Below are 21,116 nucleotides of genomic sequence, written 5' to 3' on the forward strand. Positions count from 1 at the left end.
TTAGGCAGATCTCTACCGAGCGGGGGCAGCCTACGGTAACGAGTTAGTACTTGCGGAAGCGTGATGCGACAGCCGGCGAACCAGCAGCAGCCAACAGTACTAGTACTGCAACAACCAATGTCGAACAAGTCATACCAACATCCTCCTGGTTAATGGATGGATAGCCAACTCTCAGAACTGCTTCACCGCAGCCCTGTTAAACTAAAGCCAAAACTGGCTTAGATATAATTGAACAGGCTCAGGTTCTGAACCCTACCGAAGGTGGCCTGTGCTGCTTCCAAGCCGCTGAGTTGTTTATTAAAGCGGCCGGTAGCCTCGGCGTAGTCGAGATCTTCCTCAGTCGATATAGTCTCCTGCAGATCTACCAGCGCGGCCTCATTGCTAGCTCGCTCGGAATCGAGGGTGGACAGCCTAGCACCTATCTGTGAACGGATGTTTATTACATTTTCAAGGGCTAAGTCTACATCGCCGAGCGCTCTATTGACTGCATTGCGAAAGTGCGGCCCCTCGCCGTCCTCTTCCAGGGCACCGATCAGTTCATGCACCGTCTCAAAAATAGACTGAGGGCGACTTGTCGAAACAGTAAAGGTATCCCCCTGTTCAGGGCTGCCATCTACCTGCACCCGCACACCCTCCTCAACCTCTATCGTACTACCCGGTGCATATTCAGGTAGCTGATCTACCGCAGGTGGCTGACCATCTGGTCCAGCCGGCGGTTGGACCAACTCCCACCCTTCGGGATTGTTCTGATCGTGGCGGCGCTCAACCATATAACGCATATCGCCGTAATCATCCTCGACAAACTGGAGGCGATATTCGCCGTACTGCGGGTCAATACGGTGCACCGACTGATCAACAACATTGATCACCCCGCTGCCATTATTTTCTCGGCTCTCGTAGGCCTGGAACTTGCCATTGCCATTGGGGACCTTCATAAAGGCCTCAAACCCCGAATTATCTACGCCAATCTGCCGCCCCGGACCTACCCTAACCTGACGGCTATTCTGATCACCGTGATACTCGACTTGACCACCCGGCTCCATGCTGAAAGGGCGAGTCTTGGTCTTGGCACCGGCAAACAGATATTCTCCATTGCCATCTCTGCTATTACTCAGCTGCAGCAACTGTTCATAGCGTTCTTTGATCTCTGAGGCGATATAGCCACGCGTCTGCGGATCCTGAGAATCATTGGCGGCCTGTACCGTCAACTCCCGTATGCGCTGCAGGTTGTTACCGACCTGCTCCATAGCATTTTCAGACATCGAAAGCCGGTTGCGCGCCATATCATTATTCCGATTGAAACGCTCAACCGAAGAGACAGTGCGCTCTAGATCAAGTATGCGCGCCGCCGAGGAGGGATCGTCGGAGGGCCTCAGGACGCGCTTGCCGCTAGAGAGCTGATTGTGACTCTCGTTTATCTCAGACTGCTGACCGGTCATGTTCTGCACGCCGGTATTATGCATGTGGCTAGTCGATACTCTCACGACTCACCTCCTAGCGGCGCACTGCATTGAGGATTTCCTGGAAGACCTCATCTGCAGTGGTTATAACCTGTGCCGCAGCTTGATAGGCCTGTTGATACTCCATCATATTGGCGGCCTCCTCGTCGAGGTTGACACCAGAAAGTTCCTCCCAGTGCTCCTCGGCTTGACGCAGCAGGGTCTGCTGAGCATCGCGGTTGGTCTGGACCCGTTGGCTAAATCCACCCAAATCGCCAACCATTGAACTGTAGGCTTCCTGGAAGCTGCTGTTGCCATTGTCCATGATGGACTCATCCATCAGTTCCGCCATAGCTAGCGCGTTAGTGTTATCGCCTACCCCTTCGTAGTTGCCGTTGATTGCGAAGCTATCCCCTGGGTCCGGCAGACCAGAAATGCGCACAGTGACATCCAAGTCCTCAAGCCCCTCAACATTTGAGAGATTATATTCCTGCCCGCGGTCGTGGTCGTCCGGATTATAACGCAGCCTTGCCCCTGGAATTTCCTCGCCGCCAACATAGACCTGAAAATAAGATTCGCCATTCGGCTCCTGCTGGTGCTCTAGTATCACGCCCTTGTGCAACGGCCCACCTTCGCGGAGCGCCTCCATGACGCCCTCAGCATCACCAACCTCTGCAGGGCCTATCTCACCCCTGCCGGTGTTCTCACTCTGTCCAGTCGCAGTCACGGCCTCACCGGTTGCAGCTGGCGAAGCAGCCGCAATCTGAGTTGGCCTCGACAGCCTCGTGTCAAGCCCTCTTGCCCCCTCTTTGGTGGGCTCTATCAAGAACCTTTCGCCATCTTCGGCCCCATCCGGCAGCTTGACTTTCATGCCGTCAAAGCGGAAATACCCGTCTTCATCGGGCACCATAACATCATTACCAGCAGCGGAAGCATTCTGGTTGGGAAGTAGGTTTATTGTCTGGTTGTCCTGCTCCCTGCGCACTTGCCACTGATCGTTGCCAGCATCGTAGCGCAAAGAGTATGCGCCACCTTGTAACTCTCCTATGCGCTCGGGGTCTATTTGCACCTCAGGTTTTTCGGCATCGACATTAGCAGCATGTGCAGAGACCTTGACGTCTGCAACATCGAAGAAATTATCACCGCGTTGCGGCTCTCCCTCTTCGTAGTGGACACCGCGCTTGTGCTGCTCATTCAGGGCTACGCCCAACGAGGTGGCCACGCGACCAATATCATCGCGGGTTTCATCCAGTACCCCCTCACGAAACTCGAGCAGCCCCCCCATACTGCCGCCGCGCAATCGATCAGTAACTACAACCTCTCGATCGCCAATTTGCATGGCCAGTTCAGGGCGCTCCGGGTCATATGGGTTTTTAACTACGTCTAAGTTGTAGGTGCGATCTCCAACCACAAGCGGCTGCCCGCCACCGACTCCGACATTGACCGAACCATCCCTTTCCTGAGTCACCCTTACAGCAACGAGTTCTGATAACTGACGTATTTTTTCATCGCGCTGATCGAGCAGATCGTTAGGGGGACGCTGTTCGTTATGAAAGCGCTGACGGATCTCATTGTTAAGCTCGGCTATAGAATGGGCCAGACCATTGACTTGTTCGGCTTTTTGGCCAATCCGCTTATCAACATCGTTCTGCAATTCGAGCAGGCGATTGTCCATGGTCTCAAAACGATCGACCAACGCCTGCCCCCTGGTTAGAAGCAGCTGCCTAGTAACAGTATTAGCCGGATCGTTGGCAACCTCTTCCACTGCATCGAAGAATTCGCGCATCGCTGGGCTGAGCCCGGCATCTTTATCGGCCACCAGATTATCAACCCGCGAGGTCATCTCTTGCAGCTTGTCAAGCCGCTCAAACTCGGAGTTATGGCGGCGCAAGCCCTCGACCCGCGTATCTTCACTCAGGCGCTGAATGGTCTGTACCTGCGTCCCGGTACCGATCGCACCACGTGAATAATAATGAGGGTGAGTTGTGTCCTGCTCGACACGCTGCCGGCTGAAACCGTCCGTGTTGACATTGGAAATGTTATGCGAGGTAGTCGCCAAGCCGCGCTGCGAGGCACGTAGCCCACTTATCCCAGTGTTGAGGAAATCCGCCATAGCCGTTTATCCCTGTTTGGCCAGAAAGGCCCATTAACCCTATATTAGCTGTTCGGCAGACTATCCGAAATCTTTAGCACTTCGGTTCCAGCCCGAACGCCTACTCCACGCTCCGGATCTATATCCATTATCTGCTGCAGCTTTCTAGCGTAGTTTGGATCTGTCGCGTATCCCGCATCCTGCAAGGCTCTAACAAAGCGCTCGGGGTCATCCCCTACCCGCAGGGCCTCCTGGTAGCGTGGATTACGCTCCAAAAAGTCCGCGTAATCATCGAAGCTATCCTCTAGTGACTCGTAGGCCCTAAAATCGGCCATCTCCCTCTGAGCCACCCCATTACGATACTCCAAGGTAGGAACCTTCACCGAGTCGCCATTCCATCCGGAGTACTGGGCCTTTATATTGAATAGGTTATTCGAACTAACACCGTCACTATCTTGGATAACGTGCCTACCCCAGCCTGTCTCCAGAGCGGCTTGGGCAATCAGGGCCACCGGTGAGACCCCCAAACGCTCAGCGGTATCCTTTGCTAACGGAGTTATGTCTTCTACAAATTCCCGTGGGGTCGACCAAGCCGGTCCCTTATCGCCGGGCTTCTGCTCTTCCAAATTATTCGTCTGATTAAGAGAGGCGGTGGCAGAATCTACCACGCCCTCATAAAAAGAGACAGGGTCGTCTTTATCGGCAACTTTGCTATCGCCACTTGATACATGCTCGTCTTCGGAACCAGGCTGGGCTGAGCTATCTGAGTATGGCGAGAGAGGCACAGAGGAGTGCCTATAGTCATCCAGGTCGCGCGGCCCACCTTTTACTCTGTCGGTCTCAAACCCAGCATTGACCCGCAATTGTTCCTCAATCATGGGCGCCAACCCCATGCCCTCGCCCCTGGCCATCTGCACCGCCATTTGGCGATCAAAAAGCCCGCGATAGGTCTCTTCGGCATTGCCTCCAAAGATGTCCTCACCTGGCGTAGCTGCACGCATCTGCTTGAGCATCATCTCGACAAATACGGCCTCAAACTGCTTAGCTACCTCGGCCAGATCCTCTTCACTGGGATCCTGGACACGCCCACGCAGCTCATGCAGCCCCTGCGGCTCGATCGCATTACCCAGACTTCCGACATCGCGCATAGGCAGAAACACCTCAACCCTGAAGAAAATTGCGAACTTGAGCCACCTGCACCTTGATCATTACAACACGGTCAACTCAGCTCGCAGAGCACCGGCACGCTTGAGAGCCTCTAGTATAGCAATCAAATCCCCCGGAGCTGCACCGACACTGTTAATAGCGTCGACGATCTCGTTGATATCGGCCCCCGGCTGAAAGACAAATGCTGGGTTATCACCTTCGACCTCACCCAAATCCTCATCTGGGGCCATTACCGGCTCATCCAACCCTAGCGGGTCCTCGGCCACCTGCTCAGCCGGTGCCCCAGCTATAGCGACGGTCATGTTGCCATGGCTCACAGCTGCAGGCCTTACCCGCACCCCCGAGCCCATCACTATGGTACCAGTACGCGAATTAACAATTATCTGCGCAGGGGCCTCGCCAGGCTCAACCTCAAGCTCTTCAAGGAATGAGACATAGCTTACACGCTGATCGGCATCTGCAGGCGCCCGCACTCTCACGGAGCCGGCATCAACAGCCCGCGCAGTATTAGGGCCAAGGTTTTCATTAATCACCTCGGCAGTGCGGCGCGCAGTTGTAAAGTCTGGATTGTGCAGATTAAGCACCACCTCGTCACGCTCACCAAAGCCACTGTCTATAGTGCGTTCTACCATAGCACCGCGGGGTATAGAGCCGCCTAGGTGGTTATCTACCGGTATCTCGGTGTCTTCTGCACCGAACCCCCCTACAATGACTCCCCCCTGAGCCACGGCATAGACCTCACCATCCGAGCCGCGCAGAGGTGTCATAAGCAACTGGCCTCCCTGCAGGCTATCAGCATTTCCCAGTGAGGAGACCTTAACGTCAATCTGCTGCCCCTCGCGGGTAAAGGCCGGCAATTCGGCGGTTACCATTACTGCTGCGGTGTTATCAGACTGCGGATCGACGTCATGCGGAATGTTTACTCCCATCGCACTGAGCATGGAACGCACACTCTGATCAGTGAAAGGGGCATTATCGCCCGTCCCATCCAGCCCGACCACCAAGCCATAGCCGACTAATTGATTGCTCCTAACACCGGCTATGTCGGCGATATCCTTTATGCGTTCCGCCGCAGCCAGACCAGAAGCCAATAAAGCAACGGTGGCGAACAACCCTGCAGCCACGTAACGCAAATAAAAGCCTGCCCGCATCATGGTTAATAACCCCTTGTGCGTCCTTTACATCGAGCTAGTAAGCGAGCCGAACGGCTATCTACTCATAAAAAACCGCGACATCCAGCCGGGCGCGGCCGCATCATCTATGGACCCTTCTCCCGTATAACCAACCTGCATCGCTGCAATCTTATCGGAGGATACCTCGTTATTAGCCCCGACATCATCCGGGCGCACTATTCCTGAAATAGTTAAGTACTCTTCGCCCTGGCTGACTGTAACTGCCTTTTGGCCCTGGATGACCATCTGACCATTGGGCAATGTGTCGACAACTACCGCAGTGATAGTTCCGGAGAGACTAGTATCTTGATCGGCTCCGCCGCCGCCCTCAAAGTTTGACTCGCTATCGTGCTCAAAGGACATCGGACGCCCGGCAATGTCGAAGTCTTCACCCCCGAACTGAGGAGTCGGAAAGTCTCCTTCCGCGGCCCTGAACATATCCGCGCCCACCGACCTGCTACCACTCATCTCTTCTTCGACAATTACCGTAATCAGGTCGCCTTGACGGCGCGCACTGCGATCCTCAAACAGGCGCATCCGTTGCTGCTCATCGAATAGTGCCCCTCTAGGCGACTCCGCCATATCCGGGATCTGCACACGAGGCGCCGTTATCGGCGATGGCCCATGCTCCTCTGGCATAGGCGCACACCCAGACGCTAGCCCGAGGGCTAGGGCAGCTAGTGCTACTACGCTGACGGTCCGGCTATATTTTAGCCTCATAATGACCCCGGTTAGCCCGATGACCCTAGACGTTCTGCGTCATAAACTGGAGCATCTGATCAGTAGTAGAAATAGCCCGGGTATTGGTCTCGAAGCCCCTCTGGGTTTCGATCATATTCACTAGTTCTTCGGCTATATTGACATTGGACGTCTCCAGAGCGCCCTGCATGACGGAGCCAAAAGCATCCTCCCCTGGCATACCTACTACCGGCGCACCACTAGAGGCGGTCTCTTGGAAGAGGTTCTCACCTACCGGCTCCAAGCCCGAGGGGTTGATAAAATCGGCCAATTCGATCTGTCCCAGCTCTTCGGGGTCGGCCTGATTGGGCATCTTCGCCGTTACAGTACCATCAGTGCCAATGGTTACCGACTGCGCATCTTGCGGCACCTCTATCGCCGGCTCTAGCAAGTACCCCCCTGTAGTGACAAGTTGTCCTTGCTCATTAAGCTGAAAGGCTCCGTCCCGGGTGTAAGCAACCTCGCCATCGGGCCGTAAGATCTGGAAAAATCCTTTACCCTCAATCGCCACATCAAGGTTGCGCTCGGTTTGCTGGATATTGCCCTGGGAATGGATCTTCTCGGTCCCAGCAACACGCGAACCGGTGCCCAGCATCAACCCCGAAGGCAGCATGGTGTCTTGGCTCGAGCGACCGCCCGGCTGTCGTACCGTCTGGTAGAAGAGATCTTCAAAGTTCGCCCGATCTTTCTTGAAACCATTGGTATTGACGTTAGCCAGATTGTTCGAGGTCACTTGCATGCTCTTCTGCTGAGCATCAAGTCCGGTCTTAGCCACCCAAAGAGCGGGATTCATACAGTTACCTCCGTTGTGTTAACACCTGTCGGCCCGCATGCGTCCAGACCAATAATCATCTATCCCATAACGCCTATGACGGATGCCTGAGCAGTTGTGAGCTAGTTTGTTCATTCTCTTCAGCGGTGGTTAGCATTTTTATATGGGTCTCAAACTGGCGGGCGTGATCTATCATCTGCACCAGTGACTCAGCCATGTTGACGTTACTACCCTCCAACGCCCCTGAGCGAACCCTGACCTGGGCATCATCCTGGGCCGGCTCGCCGTCATAGTGTCGTATCAAGCCATCTTCGCTCTTGACTAACTCTGCGGGATCCGGGTTAACCAGCCTAAGGCGGTCGACCTCTATAGGCGCCTCCGGCGCCTCTCTAGGGATAGCGGTTATGACTCCATCGTCTGCTATCTCTATATTAGAATCGGGTGGAATCGATACCGGGCCATTCTCCCCCATAACCAAATGGCCATCCCCAGTGGTCAGCAGCCCCTGAGAATCCTGGCGAAAATCTCCCCGCCGCGTATAGGCCTCTGAACCATCAGGTGCCTGAACTACGAACCAGCCCTGATCCTGTATGGCTACATCAAGTTCGCGGTCGGTAGTCATAATCGACCCGGGTGTGAAATCGGTTCCGGCTCGAAGCTCCTCAGCATAGGCACGAGTAGGGAACCCGGGACCATACATCGGTGCCTGATAGAAGCTATCCAGGTCAGCACGAAACCCCGGCGTGTTAGCGTTGGCCAAATTCTGGTTGTTATGGTGCTGCGCCTGCAGGCTATGCTTAGCCCCAGTCATGGCGATGTATAGCTGTCTATCCATGTTCCCTTCCTGCTCTATACCCTAATCACACCAAAATCAGACTACCCGTCCACTGATTGTTGGATCAGCGAATGTTAAGAATCTCCTGGGTTACCTGATCCTGAGTAGATATCATCTTGGCGTTGGCGGAGAAGTTTCTTTGCGCGGTAATCATGTTAACCAGCTGCTCTGAAACCTCTACGTTCGATTGCTCCAAAGCACCTGCTTCAATGCGCCCGAACTGTCCTTGCCCGGGGACGCCAATAAGCGGATCACCAGCCTCAGCCGTCGCCTGCCAGGAGGTCTCGCCGACATTTTGCAGCCGCTCCTCAGAGGCAAATTGGGTCAGCGCAACCTGCCCGACAGCCTGAGTTTCGCCATTGTTGTAACGAGCATAAATAGTACCGTCATTCTCAACATTGACGTTCTGAAACTCGCCAGCAGTATAACCGTCCTGAGAGACCTCAGTGACATTGAAAGGCCTGGCGAATTGGGTGACATCGCCGAAGTCTATCTCGACATCAAGATCATCGACGTTGGCAACGAACTCGGACTCAATCGCTTTAGTGTCACCCTCTATCAAGTTGCCTGCGCTGTCGAATTCAAGCTGGTGAGGACCGAAGAAGTCCTGGTCGCCCTCATAATCAGCGCCCTCGACCTGAGTAAATACTTCCCAGGTGTTTTCGCCACTCTTTACGAAATAGAAGGTTGCGTCGTGAGCACCGCCTTGCGAGTCATAGAATGTCGTGGTAGTAGACTCGTTGAAGCTATCAATGTCTTCCGGATCAAAGGCTTCCGGATTAAGGATTTCAGCGTCAGCGTTAAGATTGGCGCCTAAGCGCGCCTCTTCGGTAGCTTGCGCCGGGATCCCCTCGGTCGGCACGCGCAGGTGGTCGCGACCGTCACCAATGCGGCTACCATCTTCGTCAGTCTGAAATCCGGTCAAGCGCTTACCAGTATTGTTGACTACGTAACCATCTCTATCGACCTCGAATTCCCCGGCACGGGTATAAGAAACATCGCCATCGTCATCCAGCCGGAAGAATCCTCCCCCTTCTATGCCAAGATCTAGACTACGCTCTGTGAAATCGAACGACCCCTGGTTAAACATCTGTCCGACATTGGCCATCCGTGACCCTTGCCCGATGGCCAACTGCGGAATCCCCATCGGCCCTAGGGCGAAAAGGTCGTTGAATTCCGCACGTGATTTCTTAAACCCAGTGGTACCCGCATTAGACAAGTTATTACTCGTCGTCTCTAAATCCTTGGATGCAGAGTTTATCCCGGTTAGCGCTACATTGAATGACATCTGTGCTCTCCTTGATCTTAGTCGGTAATTTTTTAACGGACTCTCTTGACATCAGACAGAGAGATGTCCCCTAGCCCGGCAACATTCAACTCCGGCGGGCGGCCATCCATACCCATTGATACGCTAGTGACCTGTGCCCCCACCAAGGTTCCTACGGGTTCACGCTCATCACCGTCTTCGGTGTACGCCTGAAGTGTATACTGGCCCTGGGGTAAACGTTGGCCATCTTCATCGGTGCCATCCCACACAAAAGGGTGCTCTCCTTCCGAGACCTGACCCAGCTGCTCCCTATGGACTCGCTCACCGTGCTCGTTTTCTATCTCCACCGTAAGGTTAGGCGCTGAACTTTCCAGCTGTAGGATGGCCTGTAAGTCCCCATCCTCCGGCAAATAGCCTTCGCCGCTATCAGTTAAAACCTCACGACCGACTAGCTGCGCCGCGCGGAGTGACTGATCGGAGCGCATATGCTCGAAAAACTCCTGAAACTCACTCTTCAGCTCGTTGATCCCTGCGGCGGTTGTGAACTGGGCAATCTGCCCCATCATCTGTTCGGTATCTTGCGGGTCTGTCGGATCCTGATTCTCAAGCTGGGTTAGCATTAGCTTAAGGAAGTCTTCATGGCCTATGCTCTGCGGATCACCTTTATTGTCATCCTCCGCCAATCTAAGCTCATCGGGAATGCCTCCGTCTTGCTCTGCCGCCCCGACACCCCGGCCCTCGGCCCTTTCGGCGCGCCTTGAGCTACCAGCAGGGGCATTCTCAGCTGCAGGGGCTTGACCCTGCTTGGCACCAGCGGCAGGTTCCTGCCCCGCAGGACCGGATTCCTTTACCCCCTGTCCAGCAGCGCCCGTTGATTGCTGAGGTTTGGCTCCAGAGGCACCGCCCATCAGTTGTGCAGGATTAAGCATATAAATGCTCCTCTGTTATCTGCCCAGGCGCAGGGTTTCCATCATCAGATCACGCGATGTATTCATGACTTCAACGTTGTTCTGAAATGATCGCGAGGCGGAAATCATGTTGGTCATCTCCTCGACCGTGTTGACGTTGGAGCGGTAGACATAGCCATTTTCGTCAGCCATAGGGTGGTGTGGCTTGTGGATAGGCTCTACTTCGGCGTCACTCTCTACCACACCGGGCATAAACACCGGCACGCTCGGCGAGGGGCTGGCCCATGGGTCTTGCATATGGGCACCATTCACCGGCTCACCACCAAAAAACTGGCGCTGAAAGCTAACCGGACTCATTCGATCAACCGGACCACCACTTTCAGCCCAGCTTGGGGTCTGCGCAGGCTGTGGCCCACCCTGCTGCGGATAACCCCCTTGAGCCTGGTGCAGTGCCGCTGCAAAGACGGGCTGGCGAGCACGATAGGCCTCCTCAGGGCTCCCGGCAACGGTCTCGGCATTAGCCAGATTGCTTGCCACGGTATTCAGCCGTAGCTGCTGTGCGTTCATGCCGGTTCCAGCGACATCAATCGCATTCATCAAGGACATCTGCTATCACTCCCTTCTTAAGGCGCCGGAAAGCTTGCTTATGCGACCGTTAAGAAACTCTAGTGTGGCCTGGTAGTTAACCGCGTTTTCAGCAAACTTAGCTTGCTCCACATGCATCTCCACCGTATTGCCGTCAAGAGAAGCACCATGCGGTTGACGGTATAAAGATTTCGGATCACCCGCCGATACGTGTGATGCCGGCTGCAGATGTTGCGGGTTAGTAGCCTGCAGCGGCTGTTGGGGCGGCTGCGTCGCTTCCCTCATAGCCGTGCGGAAATCCATGTCGCGCGCCTTGTAATTAGGCGTGTCGGCATTAGCTATATTGGAGGCAAGCAGCTCATGCCGCTCACCGCGCAAATTCAGTGCCTGCTCATGGGTAGAGAAGGCTTGGTCAAGACCGATGCGCATCGCGCTCTCTCCGTTAGTTCTTGGCCACCTGGTTGGCCATGCAGATTACATGCCAAAAATCACATAAAACAGAATCAACAGCTTAGGCAGCACGCCCCCAGTGTCGGCGGCAAATTTTTGCCGTCTTTGCCGGCACTCTGTTGCCAATCAGCGGGTAGCGGCAGACCCTAGCGCGCCAAGGCGCCTGTCAGCGAACCGCGCCGCTAACCGAATTTATGCCCGAGTAGCCCGCCGCCTGACTAGGGAACTTCTAGTCAACATGCCGGCGCGGTCCGCTATTTGCGCTTATACACTACTCCCCCGTCGAGCCGAATCAACTCAAAGGCATCAGAGTGACGGGCCAAAGACTCAGATGCACCAACCACAAGAAAACCTCCAGGCTTAGTTATCTGCGCCATCCTATTGATGATATCTCGCCTGGACTCCCAGCCAAAGTAAATGAGCACATTACGGCAGTAGATTACATCAAAACGCCCTAAACCCGAGTAACTCTCGAGCAAATTATGGACCTTGAAGCTAGCCCTTTTGCGAATGTTTGGCTTGACTTCCCAGGTGTTTTCCCCCACCTCATCGAAGAATCTCTTTTGGCGCTCAGAGGCCAGCCCCCGGCTGGCGACGTTGGCTGTATAACGCCCCCGGCGGGCCTGATCAATCATAGCCGGAGATATGTCAGTGCCTATAATCTCGGCCTCAATTCGCCCGCCCGAGGCACGATACTCCTCGACCGTCATGCTTATGGAGTAAGTCTCCTGGCCGGATGAGCAAGCCGCTGACCAAATGCGTACTGTGGGTATGCGCTGCTTTTCCATCTCCGGCAAGATGTGCTTACGCAGAACATCGAACGGGTAAGTATCACGAAACCACTGAGTCTCATTCGTGGTCATGGCCTCTATAACACGCCCCTTTAGATCCGCCGAAGGGCGCTTCTCGAGGGCCTTGACCAGTTCACCCAAATTTGGGATCTGTTCATTCTGGAGCACTGGAGCCAGGCGACTAGCCACCAGGTACTGCTTGTTCTCACCAAGGACTATACCGCAAGCACGCTCAAGGAACCGGGCAAAAGCTCGGTAGTCTTCGTCTTTAATAGACAGCTCGGCCAATGTCTCCTCCTCTGTGTCTATCAATCGCCGAGCGCCTGAAGACGCCCTCTAACCCGATCAGCGAGCTCATCGGCATGAAACTTAGCTAGAAACTCATCGGCTCCCACCCGACGGACCATCTCTGTATTGAACACGCCGCTCAGAGAAGAGTGCAGCAGGACATATACGGAGGAGATACTATCATCCTCACGCAGTCGCGCGGTCAGGGTATAGCCATCCATAGCTGGCATCTCTATGTCAGAGACAACCATGAGCAAATCGTCCAAGCCAGATGGTTCCTGGCGTGCCCAGCTTTTCAGCTGCTCAAGGGCCTCCTTGCCATTCATCTTGGTTACCACCCGGACACCGAGATCCTCCAAAGTGCGCTGTATCTGGGTCAAGGCCATCTTTGAGTCATCCACCACCAGCACCTTATAGGCGTCGGCACCTTTTGCCGCAGCCACCCCGCCACCCTCAGTGGTCTTCGGATCAACCCCACTGTCTCGGTTTATCTCACCAAGAACCTTTTCAACATCGACTATCTGGATCATCTGTTCTTCATACCTGGCCACCGCAGTTAAATAGTTACCTGCACTGCCGCCGCTCGGCGGGGGCATGACCTCTTCCCAATTGATGTTGATGATCCTATCGACACCGCCGACTAGGAACCCCTGCACCTGGCGGTTATACTCCGTTATTATGATGTAGTTGCCTTCCTCTTTCTGGATCCCATGACCGGAAATGGCGTAGCTCAGATCCAGGACTGAAAGGGCCTGCCCCCGCACATAGGCGATGCCTCTTGAGGCGGGGTGAGCTTGAGGCACGAGACTCAGCTCAGGGGCGGGGATGACTTCGCGCACTTTGAACACGTTGATGCCGTAACGCTGCCGTCCTTCGAACCTAAAGAGCAGCAGCTCCATTCGATTACGGCCGGCTAGATGGGTGCGCTGATCAACGGAGTCAATAATTCCGGCCATTACGCTCCGGCTCCTTGTAGTTTTAGAGTGAGCTCAGGAAACCTGAGTGATACCCTTTTATGGTAATCCGCAACCACCAAGAGGGAAAGATGCGGATGCGCAATTTGATTGACTCCATGGCGGGAAGACCGCAAAACTCAACAATCGCCAACGTCATTATACGGCGCACAATGGCTTTGTTGCTTCTCTTCCTGCCGCTTGTAACTGCGTCCCACGCACTTTCTGCCGAGCGCCAGCAACCAGGCTTGATTGAGGAAGCTGCAGAAGAGTTCCTATACGATATACTATCTCAGGACTATGAGCACGTAGAGGTTAGCGCTAGAGGAGTCGACTCACGCCTCAACCTTGCTAAGTGCAGCGGCAAGCTAGAGGCCTTTATACCCCATGGACGCGACGCTATAAGGGCGAGCACAGTAGGGGTCAGTTGCAGCGGCGATGAACCGTGGACTGTATATGTGCGCATGGAGATTGAGATCGGCGCTGACGTGGTTGTCGCCTCTCGACCGCTCAGCAGAGGGACAACACTCGATCACGATGACGTACGCATCGCCCGCAGGGATGTGCGGAGAGCCCGGGGCGAATGGTTCACCGACATAGGGGATGCTATCGGACTTGAAGCCCAGCGCAACATCCGGCAAGGTGACCCTATAACATCGCGAATGGTCGATCAGCCACTATTCGTAAGCAGGGGGGAGCGCGTGACCATTCAGTCTGGAGGCCAATCCGGGATCAGCATAACCGCTCGCGGCGAAGCCCAGGAAAACGGTCGGCAAGGCGAGAGAATCCGCGTGGAGAACCTTGATTCCGGCAGAGAGATTGAGGGACGCGTGGTCGCACCCGGGGTTGTCCGGGTAGGCCGTTGAAGGGGAGTTGCTTCGAGGCCGCATTTAGGTCAAAGTATGCAAACGAGAATGGCGGCTTAAGTTCCAGCAGCTGGTGCCGATAAGATTGGAGAGCTGAGGTCTTGCCGTGATTAGGGGTACGTGACAGTAAGCGAGACCGTTAAGGAACAAAGCTGAGGAGAGCCCGATGTCCAATCCGATCGAAGGGGGGCCGCGCCCCATCGGGTCCGCGGCAACACAGCCGGGCAAAGGTCATAAGGTCGATGACAATGCGCCGCAAAGCACATCCTCGCGTGCTGGAGTTGGCGCTGATGAGGCCGAGACCTCTGAGCGGCTTAAAGGTGTGCGGGACCGGATAGACCAAACACCGGAGGTGGATCGTGCCCGTGTTGACGCAATCAAAGAGAAGATTGCTAACGGCGACTATCCGGTTGACGCAGAGAAAATCGCACGCAAATTCGCGCAGTTTGAGGCTCTGATTGAGGAAGAGGGTTAGCGCGCCGTTGAGCAGCGACACATCGCCAGAGGAACGCAGCCTATCTAAGGAACAGATTGCCCGACTCGAGTCCCGCATTGAGCGTTGTCGCGAGCGGGCGAAGGCGTTAGCAGAGACCCTCGACTCTGAGACGGAGATGCTTGCCCAACGTAAGATAGAGGGCATGGACGCGCTACTGCAGCGCAAATCTGAGCAAGTTACCGCCCTTGAAGAGGCGGAACGCAAGCTCAGCCGCTTGTTAGGTAGGATCGGCTTACCTGAGGGGCGCCAAGGGGTGAGGTTAGCCTTGCGCTCCGCACCCGACAGGCTCGATGCCGCTTGGCAGGAGCTGGAGAGCATACTGCAAAGCGTTCAGGCTCGGAACGAGGCCAACGGGCGGCTTATTCACCAAAATCTCGAATATACGCGCCGCATGATTGATCTAGTCGCAGGAGCACATGACCGCTCAGACGAGGCGCTTTACGGCACCAATGGCAGCCGTAGTGCGGCTCAACGCAGCCGTAAGATAACCCAGGCCTGACTCGGGCGCACGGGGGACGCCGATACCCCTCCACACCCCCACTCCGAAGCACTTCCTTGTCTAGTAACTATGGCAGATACGGCAGGTAAGGTGTAGACTCTTAGGCAAGCGCACTGCAAGAACGTTGTCTGCCTTTCAAGGAGGGCGCTCTAGCAACAGCAGCAGTGAGGAGATGAGCGACATGTCCGACTTCGAGCCATCCATTGCCGGCCCGGAAGCCAACCGCAGCAGTCACGCTGAGTATCTCAAGGACCTGCGTCGAGAGGAAGCCCTACGCCCCTCTATAGAGCGGGAAGACGCTGCTCATCGACTGGATCAAGGTCACCCGCGAATCGAGCAAGGTAACGCTGTCGACGGCGATTCGGTAGCGGTAACAGCCAACCGCCCCCAATCGGCCAACGACGCCGCAGATATGACCCCTGAGAATGCCAGGCAACTTGCCGAAGATACCCGCGAAAGGATACTGGAGTCGCCGCAGGATGCCACAGAGGCCGTCCGGGACACTGCCCAGGAGCCGGCCTCCAGCCGCATCAGCAGGGCCATTGATGCCCTCAATTAATCTTCTCTTTGATCCGCGCCGCCTTACCACTTAGTTCACGCAGGTGGTAAAGCTTGGCCTGACGGACATCACCCCGACGTTTAACCTTTATGCTCTCGATCTGCGGGCTGTAGGTCTGAAAAACCCGCTCCACACCTTCACCGTGCGATACCTTACGTACTGTAAATGACGAATTGAGGCCACGGTTACGCTTGCCAATTACAACGCCCTCAAAGGGCTGAACACGCTCGCGCCCGGCTTCCCGCACCCATACTTGCACAAGCACCGTATCGCCTGGACCAAACTCAGGCACAGTGTGCTTGCATGCCTCAACCTGTTCCTGCTCCAACTCGTCGATGACATTCATGTCGAATCCCCTTGATTATCTGATTTGTCTCTCTGCTCTTGGGCTTCACTGCCAGATCGCTCAATCTCGCGATACTCGGCTACGAATTCGTCCAACAACTTCTGCTGACGCGGCTCTAGCTCCCGATTAGACAACAGCTCCGGGCGCCGCAACCAAGTCCTGCCCAGCGCCTGCTTTAAGCGCCACTCCTCTACGGCCCCATGATCGCCAGAGCGTAGGACACGAGGCACCGTCCTGCCTTCAAAATCATCTGGACGCGTATAGTGAGGGTGATCGAGCAACCCTGTAGCGAAGGAGTCCTCAGCCGCCGAGTCTTCATGGCCGAGCACCCCAGGAATCATTCGCACTATAGCGTCCACGACTACCATCGCCGGCAGTTCCCCGCCACTTAGCACATAGTCGCCGATTGATACCTCTTCATCCACCTCCGCCTCAATCAAGCGCTCATCAATCCCCTCATAGCGCCCACACAGGAGTATCAACCGCTTATGCCTAGCCAGGCGGGCCACGCCCTGCTGGTCAAGCCGCTGCCCCTGCGGGCTAAGGTAGATCACCCGTGCAGGCCTGCCATCGGCTAACCGGGCTGAGCGGATAGCCGCGCGCAGGGGGGCAGCCTTCATCACCATACCCGGACCACCACCATAGGGGCGATCATCAACCGTGCCGTGGCGATCCTCGGCGTAATCGCGAGGGTTCCAAACAGCTATTTCGGCTAATCCTCGCTCAACCGCCTTCCCGACAACACCGTAGCGGGCAACCTGCATCACCATCTCGGGAAACACGGTTATTATATCGAGGCGCTTAGAACTCTGGGTCCCAGTCAACAGAGATGAACCCCCGGTTTAAATCTACCCTTTTCACGTAGTAGCCGGGCACGAACGGTATCAACCTCTCACGATCGCCACAGACCACCATCACGTCATTGGCTCCGGTCTCCAGCAGATGATCGACCACACCCAAGTGCCTTTGCTCAAGGTCATAAACCTCGAGACCCAGCAGATCAGCCCAGTAGTACTCATCTTCGCCGAGCTCGGGCAGATCGGCGCGGGGGATCCTGATATCAAACCCCAACCAGGCACGGGCTTGGTCGCGGTCGTCAACCCTTTGCAGCTTCGCTACCAGCCCTTTGCCTTGTTTCTTGCTTGCCTCTACCGCGAACTCAGCCAACAGCTTAGAGCCACAAAGCTGCCACTTAGGGTAAGCGAGCAGATTCTCCTTTGGCTGTGTATAGGAGTAAACCCGCAACCAGCCTTGCACACCATAGAGGCCTACTACGCGGCCCACGGTGACCATGTTGGGCTTATCGTCAACACCCTCCACGGCTCTACCCAAGCCAGCGCTGCTCTACTAAGCGGCCTGCTCAGCCCGCTCCGCTTCACGGATCAAGTTGGCTACCCGCTGAGTGGGTTGAGCCCCCTTCTCGATCCACTGCTTAGAGCGTTGCAAATCAAGTTTGTAGGGTGCCTCTTGCCCCGCAGCGACCGGGTTAATATACCCGAGGCGCTCAATAAACGCCCCGTCGCGTGGCTTGCGAGCGTCCGTAACTACTATGTGGTAAAAGGGCCTCTTTTTCGATCCTGCTCTTGCCAGTCGAATGGTAACCATATGCGCCTTATCTGATTATTCCAGTGTTGAAACCTTGTCCTCGCGGCACTGAAAAACCAATGCCTATGAGACACCTTCTGATTAATCCGCCTATTGTACGCTCTTTGCTGGCAAAGGGAAGCCCCTGGCATAATTACCATCAAATGAAAAAGCACAATCACTACGACCTCGTAATAATTGGCGCCGGCATAAACGGTGCCGGGATTGCCCGTGATGCTGCGCTGCGCGGGCTTAAGGTTCTGGTAGTGGAGCAGAACGACATCTGCTCTGCAACCTCAGCCTGGAATAGCAGGCTTGTGCACGGCGGACTGCGCTACTTAGAGCATAAAGAGCTAGGGCTGGTCAGAGAGTCGCTGCGTGAACGTGAAAACCTCCTACGCACCGCCAGTCACCTAGTCCACCCATTGCCTCTGATGATCCCCATATACGCAAGCAACCGCCGCGGTCCCACCATTGTGCGCATGGGCATGCTGGCCTATGATCTACTCTCTTACGACAAAAGCCTGCCCCGCCACCGCATGCTCTCGCGCCAGCAAGCAGCGCAAAAAGCCGCCGGCCTCGACCAAAAACAGCTTAAAGGGGCAGCCCAATATTACGATGCCCAAGTAACATTTCCCGAAAGGCTGACACTTGAGATCCTGCTTTGTGCCCGCGAAAACGGCGCTGAAATACTTACTCACACGCCAGTAAAGCGCATAAACTTGGACGAGACGAACTCCGCTGTTAGCGGGGTTAGGATCCTCAACCGCGCTACAGGAGAAGAAGAGGATATCGTCTCAAAATGCGTAGTCAATGTAAGCGGACCTTGGGTAGATCAGGTACTGACCACCTCTGGCCACACCTTACCCAGGCAGATCGGCGGCACTCGCGGTAGCCACATAGTCGTAGCCCCATTCTCCGGTGCCCCACAAGTCGCTCTTTATGCCGAGGCCGAGGACGGCCGGCCGTATTTTACCATACCCTGGAACGGTCTCTTCTTGATCGGCACCACAGACCTTCACCACGAAGAGCCGCCCGATTCTGTCCATGCCACAGAAGAAGAGATAGACTACCTGCTGAATTCCACCAACCGCCTACTGCCGTCAGCGCAGCTCGAAAGGGACTCCGTTTTATACTCTTACGCCGGAGTCCGGCCCTTGCCGTATGTCCCTGCCGGACAACCTGGGACAATAACACGACGCCACATAGTTCACGACCACAGCCCCCAGATCACCGGTTTGTGGTCGATAATTGGCGGCAAGCTTACTACTTATAGGAGCCTGGCCGAGGAGGCCGTAAATAAAGTTGCTGCGGCGCAGGGCTGGCGTCTGGCACGCTGCTCTACTCACCATCGCCCGCTACCCGGCGCCAGGCGGCACAACGCCCGAGAACTAGAGAAACGTCTATGCGCTAATTATGGTTTAACCAGCTTGGCGGCAAGGCGCATAGTATCCATATACGGGGCACGCAGCGAGGACATACTTGAGCTGCTCAGCGAGGCGCCGGAATTAGCAGAAAACCTAAGCCCAGAGACTGGCGCTATCAAGGCTGAACTGGTCTTTGCTATGCGCTATGAAATGGCGGCTAACCTCACTGATGCGCTTATGCGCCGAACTATGGTCGGGCTTGGCCCCGCAGCAGGATTGGATGCGCTCGAGAACGCAGTCGCAACTCTCTGCCAGCATCTTAACTGGGATCGGCACACAGCCATGGGACAGGCTGATGAGTTTCGCCAATATGTCGCCCATACCCTGCGCACTCAAGATCCCTAGCTAAGCCCTTGACTCCTAGCACAGACCTATACAACTCCCCACCCAGCGCCATTAGCTGCCCCGATGTGGAGGACGCCGTGAATCCATCCCTGGCGGCCCCATGGCGCTATCCCTGGCGCCAAGACGTCCACATCGGGGCAGCTAATGGCGCCGAGGGAGGTTTCGAGACACCCAAGGGGGGGGGGGGGGGGGGGGGGGGGGGGGGGGGGGGGGGGGGGGGCTAATAAGGAGCGACGCTAATCGTTAGCGCTAGATCTGAATGGCGTGTCAAGGTCAGCGGGTATTGAGAATTATTCGCAGACCAGGCATTATCACTCAACCAAATATCACTACTTAACCGTAGCGGAAGTTTTTTAATGAGCAGAGTTTCTACCCCGTTGCTGGAACTCAACGATATGCGTTGTTGCTACGGCAATTTTGTGGCTGTCGAGCAACTGAGCTTTGCCCTTGAACAGGGCAGCATAGCTTGCCTGCTAGGGCCAAGCGGATGCGGCAAAACTACCGCTTTACGCACAATTGCCGGGTTTGAAACTATAGCCAAAGGTGAGATACGCCTGCAGGGGCGAGTTATATCTTCTCCAAATTACACCCTCCCGCCTGAGAAACGGCGGATGGGCATGGTCTTTCAGGATTACGCCCTCTTCCCCCATCTGAATATATATGACAACGTCACCTTCGGACTGCGTAGGATGAGCCGAGATGAGCGGCGCAAGCGCGCCGACGAACTCCTTGAGCTGGTTGATTTGCGCAATCTCGGCGATCGCTATCCCCATGAACTATCCGGAGGCCAGCAGCAGCGAATATCCCTGATCCGTGCGGTTGCCCCCAGGCCTGATCTTGTCCTTCTCGATGAGCCATTCTCCAACCTCGATGTCGATCTGCGCGAGCGTCTCGGGCGCGAGTTTAAGGATATCTTCCGCAACGAGGGGGTGACTGCCATCCTGGTTACCCACGATCAGAGCGAGGCCTTCGCCATGGCCGATGAGATAGGGGTGATGTGCAGCGGCAGACTTATCCAGTGGGACACCCCCTATAACCTATACCATAAACCGGCTAACCGGTTTGTCGCCGACTTCGTCGGCTATGGCAGCATCGTTGAAGGTATAGTCGCAGATAGCGAGAAGGTTAAAACCGAACTTGGCACCTTGTGCAGTAATAATGGCGAACTGCCCTGGCCGCGCGGCACAAACGTCGAAGTCCTGCTGCGCCCTGATGATGTAAAAATGGGCCAGGCCCCTTCTGGCCTGCACGGCAGAATAGTCAAAAAGGCCTTTAAAGGGGCAGAAACACTGTATACGCTGCGCACCCCGAGCGGCCATGAACTAGTCTCTTTGGCCCCTAGCACCATCGATTATGAGGAGGGCAGTGATATCGGACTTACCCTCGACACCAACCACTTAGTGGCGTTTCAAAGAAACGATATGGCAGATCCGTGCTCTTGCAAGCACCAAGCAAGTCTGAGCCCGGCACATGAAACACTCTCTCAAGCTGCTCAAGGCTAGCCCACTCACCTATCGCGGATCATCTAGAGGCGCCC

23 protein-coding genes are annotated in these 21,116 nt (G+C 55.5%); 6 read left to right on the forward strand and 17 right to left on the reverse strand.

What is annotated here, in order from left to right:
- Positions 1-218: 218 nt before the first annotated feature.
- The 13 genes from flgL to HH1059_RS10820 form a co-directional block, all read right to left on the reverse strand.
- Positions 219-1,484, reverse strand: a complete 1,266-nt coding sequence (gene flgL, locus HH1059_RS10760; RefSeq protein WP_162549519.1) for a flagellar hook-associated protein FlgL — start codon at positions 1,482-1,484, stop codon at positions 219-221.
- A gap of 10 nt (positions 1,485-1,494) precedes the next feature.
- On the reverse strand, positions 1,495-3,552 hold the full coding sequence (gene flgK / locus HH1059_RS10765; RefSeq protein WP_096410154.1) for a flagellar hook-associated protein FlgK: 2,058 nt from the start codon (positions 3,550-3,552) through the stop codon (positions 1,495-1,497).
- Between the two features lie 44 nt (positions 3,553-3,596).
- Positions 3,597-4,679 carry a flagellar assembly peptidoglycan hydrolase FlgJ gene (gene flgJ, locus HH1059_RS10770; RefSeq protein ID WP_096410155.1) on the reverse strand — a complete coding sequence of 361 codons (1,083 nt, stop codon included), beginning with the start codon at positions 4,677-4,679 and terminating at the stop codon, positions 3,597-3,599.
- A 60-nt stretch (positions 4,680-4,739) separates the two neighbouring features.
- The gene (locus HH1059_RS10775; RefSeq protein ID WP_096410156.1) at positions 4,740-5,852 is read right to left on the reverse strand and encodes a flagellar basal body P-ring protein FlgI; all 1,113 of its coding nucleotides are present in this window, start codon (positions 5,850-5,852) and stop codon (positions 4,740-4,742) included.
- Positions 5,853-5,906: 54 nt separating this feature from the next.
- Positions 5,907-6,590 carry a flagellar basal body L-ring protein FlgH gene (locus HH1059_RS10780; protein ID WP_096410157.1) on the reverse strand — a complete coding sequence of 228 codons (684 nt, stop codon included), beginning with the start codon at positions 6,588-6,590 and terminating at the stop codon, positions 5,907-5,909.
- Positions 6,591-6,615: 25 nt separating this feature from the next.
- Positions 6,616-7,401 carry a flagellar basal-body rod protein FlgG gene (gene flgG / locus HH1059_RS10785; RefSeq protein WP_096410158.1) on the reverse strand — a complete coding sequence of 262 codons (786 nt, stop codon included), beginning with the start codon at positions 7,399-7,401 and terminating at the stop codon, positions 6,616-6,618.
- A gap of 73 nt (positions 7,402-7,474) precedes the next feature.
- Complete coding sequence (flgF, locus tag HH1059_RS10790) at positions 7,475-8,215, reverse strand: flagellar basal-body rod protein FlgF (RefSeq protein WP_096410159.1); 741 nt, start codon at positions 8,213-8,215, stop codon at positions 7,475-7,477.
- Positions 8,216-8,279: 64 nt separating this feature from the next.
- On the reverse strand, positions 8,280-9,503 hold the full coding sequence (gene flgE / locus HH1059_RS10795; protein ID WP_096410160.1) for a flagellar hook protein FlgE: 1,224 nt from the start codon (positions 9,501-9,503) through the stop codon (positions 8,280-8,282).
- A gap of 32 nt (positions 9,504-9,535) precedes the next feature.
- Positions 9,536-10,411, reverse strand: coding sequence for a flagellar hook assembly protein FlgD (locus tag HH1059_RS10800; RefSeq protein ID WP_096410161.1), 876 nt, complete (start codon positions 10,409-10,411; stop codon positions 9,536-9,538).
- A gap of 15 nt (positions 10,412-10,426) precedes the next feature.
- A complete protein-coding gene (gene flgC / locus HH1059_RS10805) occupies positions 10,427-10,996 on the reverse strand; it encodes a flagellar basal body rod protein FlgC (protein ID WP_096410162.1) in 570 nt (189 codons plus the stop codon).
- 6 nt (positions 10,997-11,002) lie between these two features.
- Positions 11,003-11,404, reverse strand: a complete 402-nt coding sequence (flgB, locus tag HH1059_RS10810) for a flagellar basal body rod protein FlgB (RefSeq protein WP_096410163.1) — start codon at positions 11,402-11,404, stop codon at positions 11,003-11,005.
- 275 nt (positions 11,405-11,679) lie between these two features.
- Positions 11,680-12,504 (reverse strand): CheR family methyltransferase, encoded by an 825-nt coding sequence (locus tag HH1059_RS10815; RefSeq protein WP_096410420.1) that lies wholly within the window; start codon positions 12,502-12,504, stop codon positions 11,680-11,682.
- Positions 12,505-12,524: 20 nt separating this feature from the next.
- Positions 12,525-13,460, reverse strand: a complete 936-nt coding sequence (locus HH1059_RS10820) for a chemotaxis protein (RefSeq protein ID WP_096410164.1) — start codon at positions 13,458-13,460, stop codon at positions 12,525-12,527.
- A gap of 89 nt (positions 13,461-13,549) precedes the next feature.
- Between HH1059_RS10820 and flgA the strand changes: the two genes are divergently transcribed.
- From flgA to HH1059_RS10840, 4 genes are all read left to right on the forward strand, one after another.
- Complete coding sequence (gene flgA, locus HH1059_RS10825; RefSeq protein ID WP_162549521.1) at positions 13,550-14,323, forward strand: flagellar basal body P-ring formation chaperone FlgA; 774 nt, start codon at positions 13,550-13,552, stop codon at positions 14,321-14,323.
- A gap of 166 nt (positions 14,324-14,489) precedes the next feature.
- Complete coding sequence (flgM, locus tag HH1059_RS10830) at positions 14,490-14,798, forward strand: flagellar biosynthesis anti-sigma factor FlgM (RefSeq protein ID WP_096410166.1); 309 nt, start codon at positions 14,490-14,492, stop codon at positions 14,796-14,798.
- Between the two features lie 7 nt (positions 14,799-14,805).
- Positions 14,806-15,318: a flagella synthesis protein FlgN gene (locus HH1059_RS10835; RefSeq protein ID WP_162549522.1), complete on the forward strand. Its 513-nt coding sequence runs from the start codon at positions 14,806-14,808 to the stop codon at positions 15,316-15,318.
- Positions 15,319-15,499: 181 nt separating this feature from the next.
- Entirely contained in the window at positions 15,500-15,877 is a 378-nt protein-coding gene (locus tag HH1059_RS10840) for a hypothetical protein (RefSeq protein WP_096410168.1), read from the forward strand.
- Here HH1059_RS10840 and rplS read toward each other — a convergent pair.
- From rplS to rpsP, 4 genes are read right to left on the reverse strand one after another with little or no spacing between them, the layout of a single operon-like run.
- A complete protein-coding gene (gene rplS, locus HH1059_RS10845) occupies positions 15,870-16,223 on the reverse strand; it encodes a 50S ribosomal protein L19 (protein ID WP_096410169.1) in 354 nt (117 codons plus the stop codon). The two genes, HH1059_RS10840 and rplS, sit on opposite strands and share 8 nt — an antisense overlap.
- Positions 16,220-17,047 carry a tRNA (guanosine(37)-N1)-methyltransferase TrmD gene (gene trmD / locus HH1059_RS10850; RefSeq protein WP_096410170.1) on the reverse strand — a complete coding sequence of 276 codons (828 nt, stop codon included), beginning with the start codon at positions 17,045-17,047 and terminating at the stop codon, positions 16,220-16,222. The genes rplS and trmD overlap by 4 nt, the downstream gene beginning before the upstream one ends.
- The gene (gene rimM / locus HH1059_RS10855) at positions 17,025-17,516 is read right to left on the reverse strand and encodes a ribosome maturation factor RimM (RefSeq protein WP_096410421.1); all 492 of its coding nucleotides are present in this window, start codon (positions 17,514-17,516) and stop codon (positions 17,025-17,027) included. The genes trmD and rimM overlap by 23 nt, the downstream gene beginning before the upstream one ends.
- A 54-nt stretch (positions 17,517-17,570) precedes the next feature.
- Positions 17,571-17,828 carry a 30S ribosomal protein S16 gene (gene rpsP / locus HH1059_RS10860; protein WP_096410171.1) on the reverse strand — a complete coding sequence of 86 codons (258 nt, stop codon included), beginning with the start codon at positions 17,826-17,828 and terminating at the stop codon, positions 17,571-17,573.
- Positions 17,829-17,971: 143 nt separating this feature from the next.
- On the opposite strand from rpsP, the gene glpD reads away from it, so the two are divergent.
- Positions 17,972-19,579, forward strand: coding sequence for a glycerol-3-phosphate dehydrogenase (gene glpD, locus HH1059_RS10865; protein WP_096410172.1), 1,608 nt, complete (start codon positions 17,972-17,974; stop codon positions 19,577-19,579).
- 356 nt (positions 19,580-19,935) lie between these two features.
- The gene (locus tag HH1059_RS10870; RefSeq protein WP_096410173.1) at positions 19,936-21,081 is read left to right on the forward strand and encodes an ABC transporter ATP-binding protein; all 1,146 of its coding nucleotides are present in this window, start codon (positions 19,936-19,938) and stop codon (positions 21,079-21,081) included.
- The last annotated feature ends 35 nt before the right edge of the window (positions 21,082-21,116 follow it).

Source organism: Halorhodospira halochloris, from assembly GCF_002356555.2.
GTDB classification, from domain to species: domain Bacteria; phylum Pseudomonadota; class Gammaproteobacteria; order Nitrococcales; family Halorhodospiraceae; genus Halorhodospira; species Halorhodospira halochloris.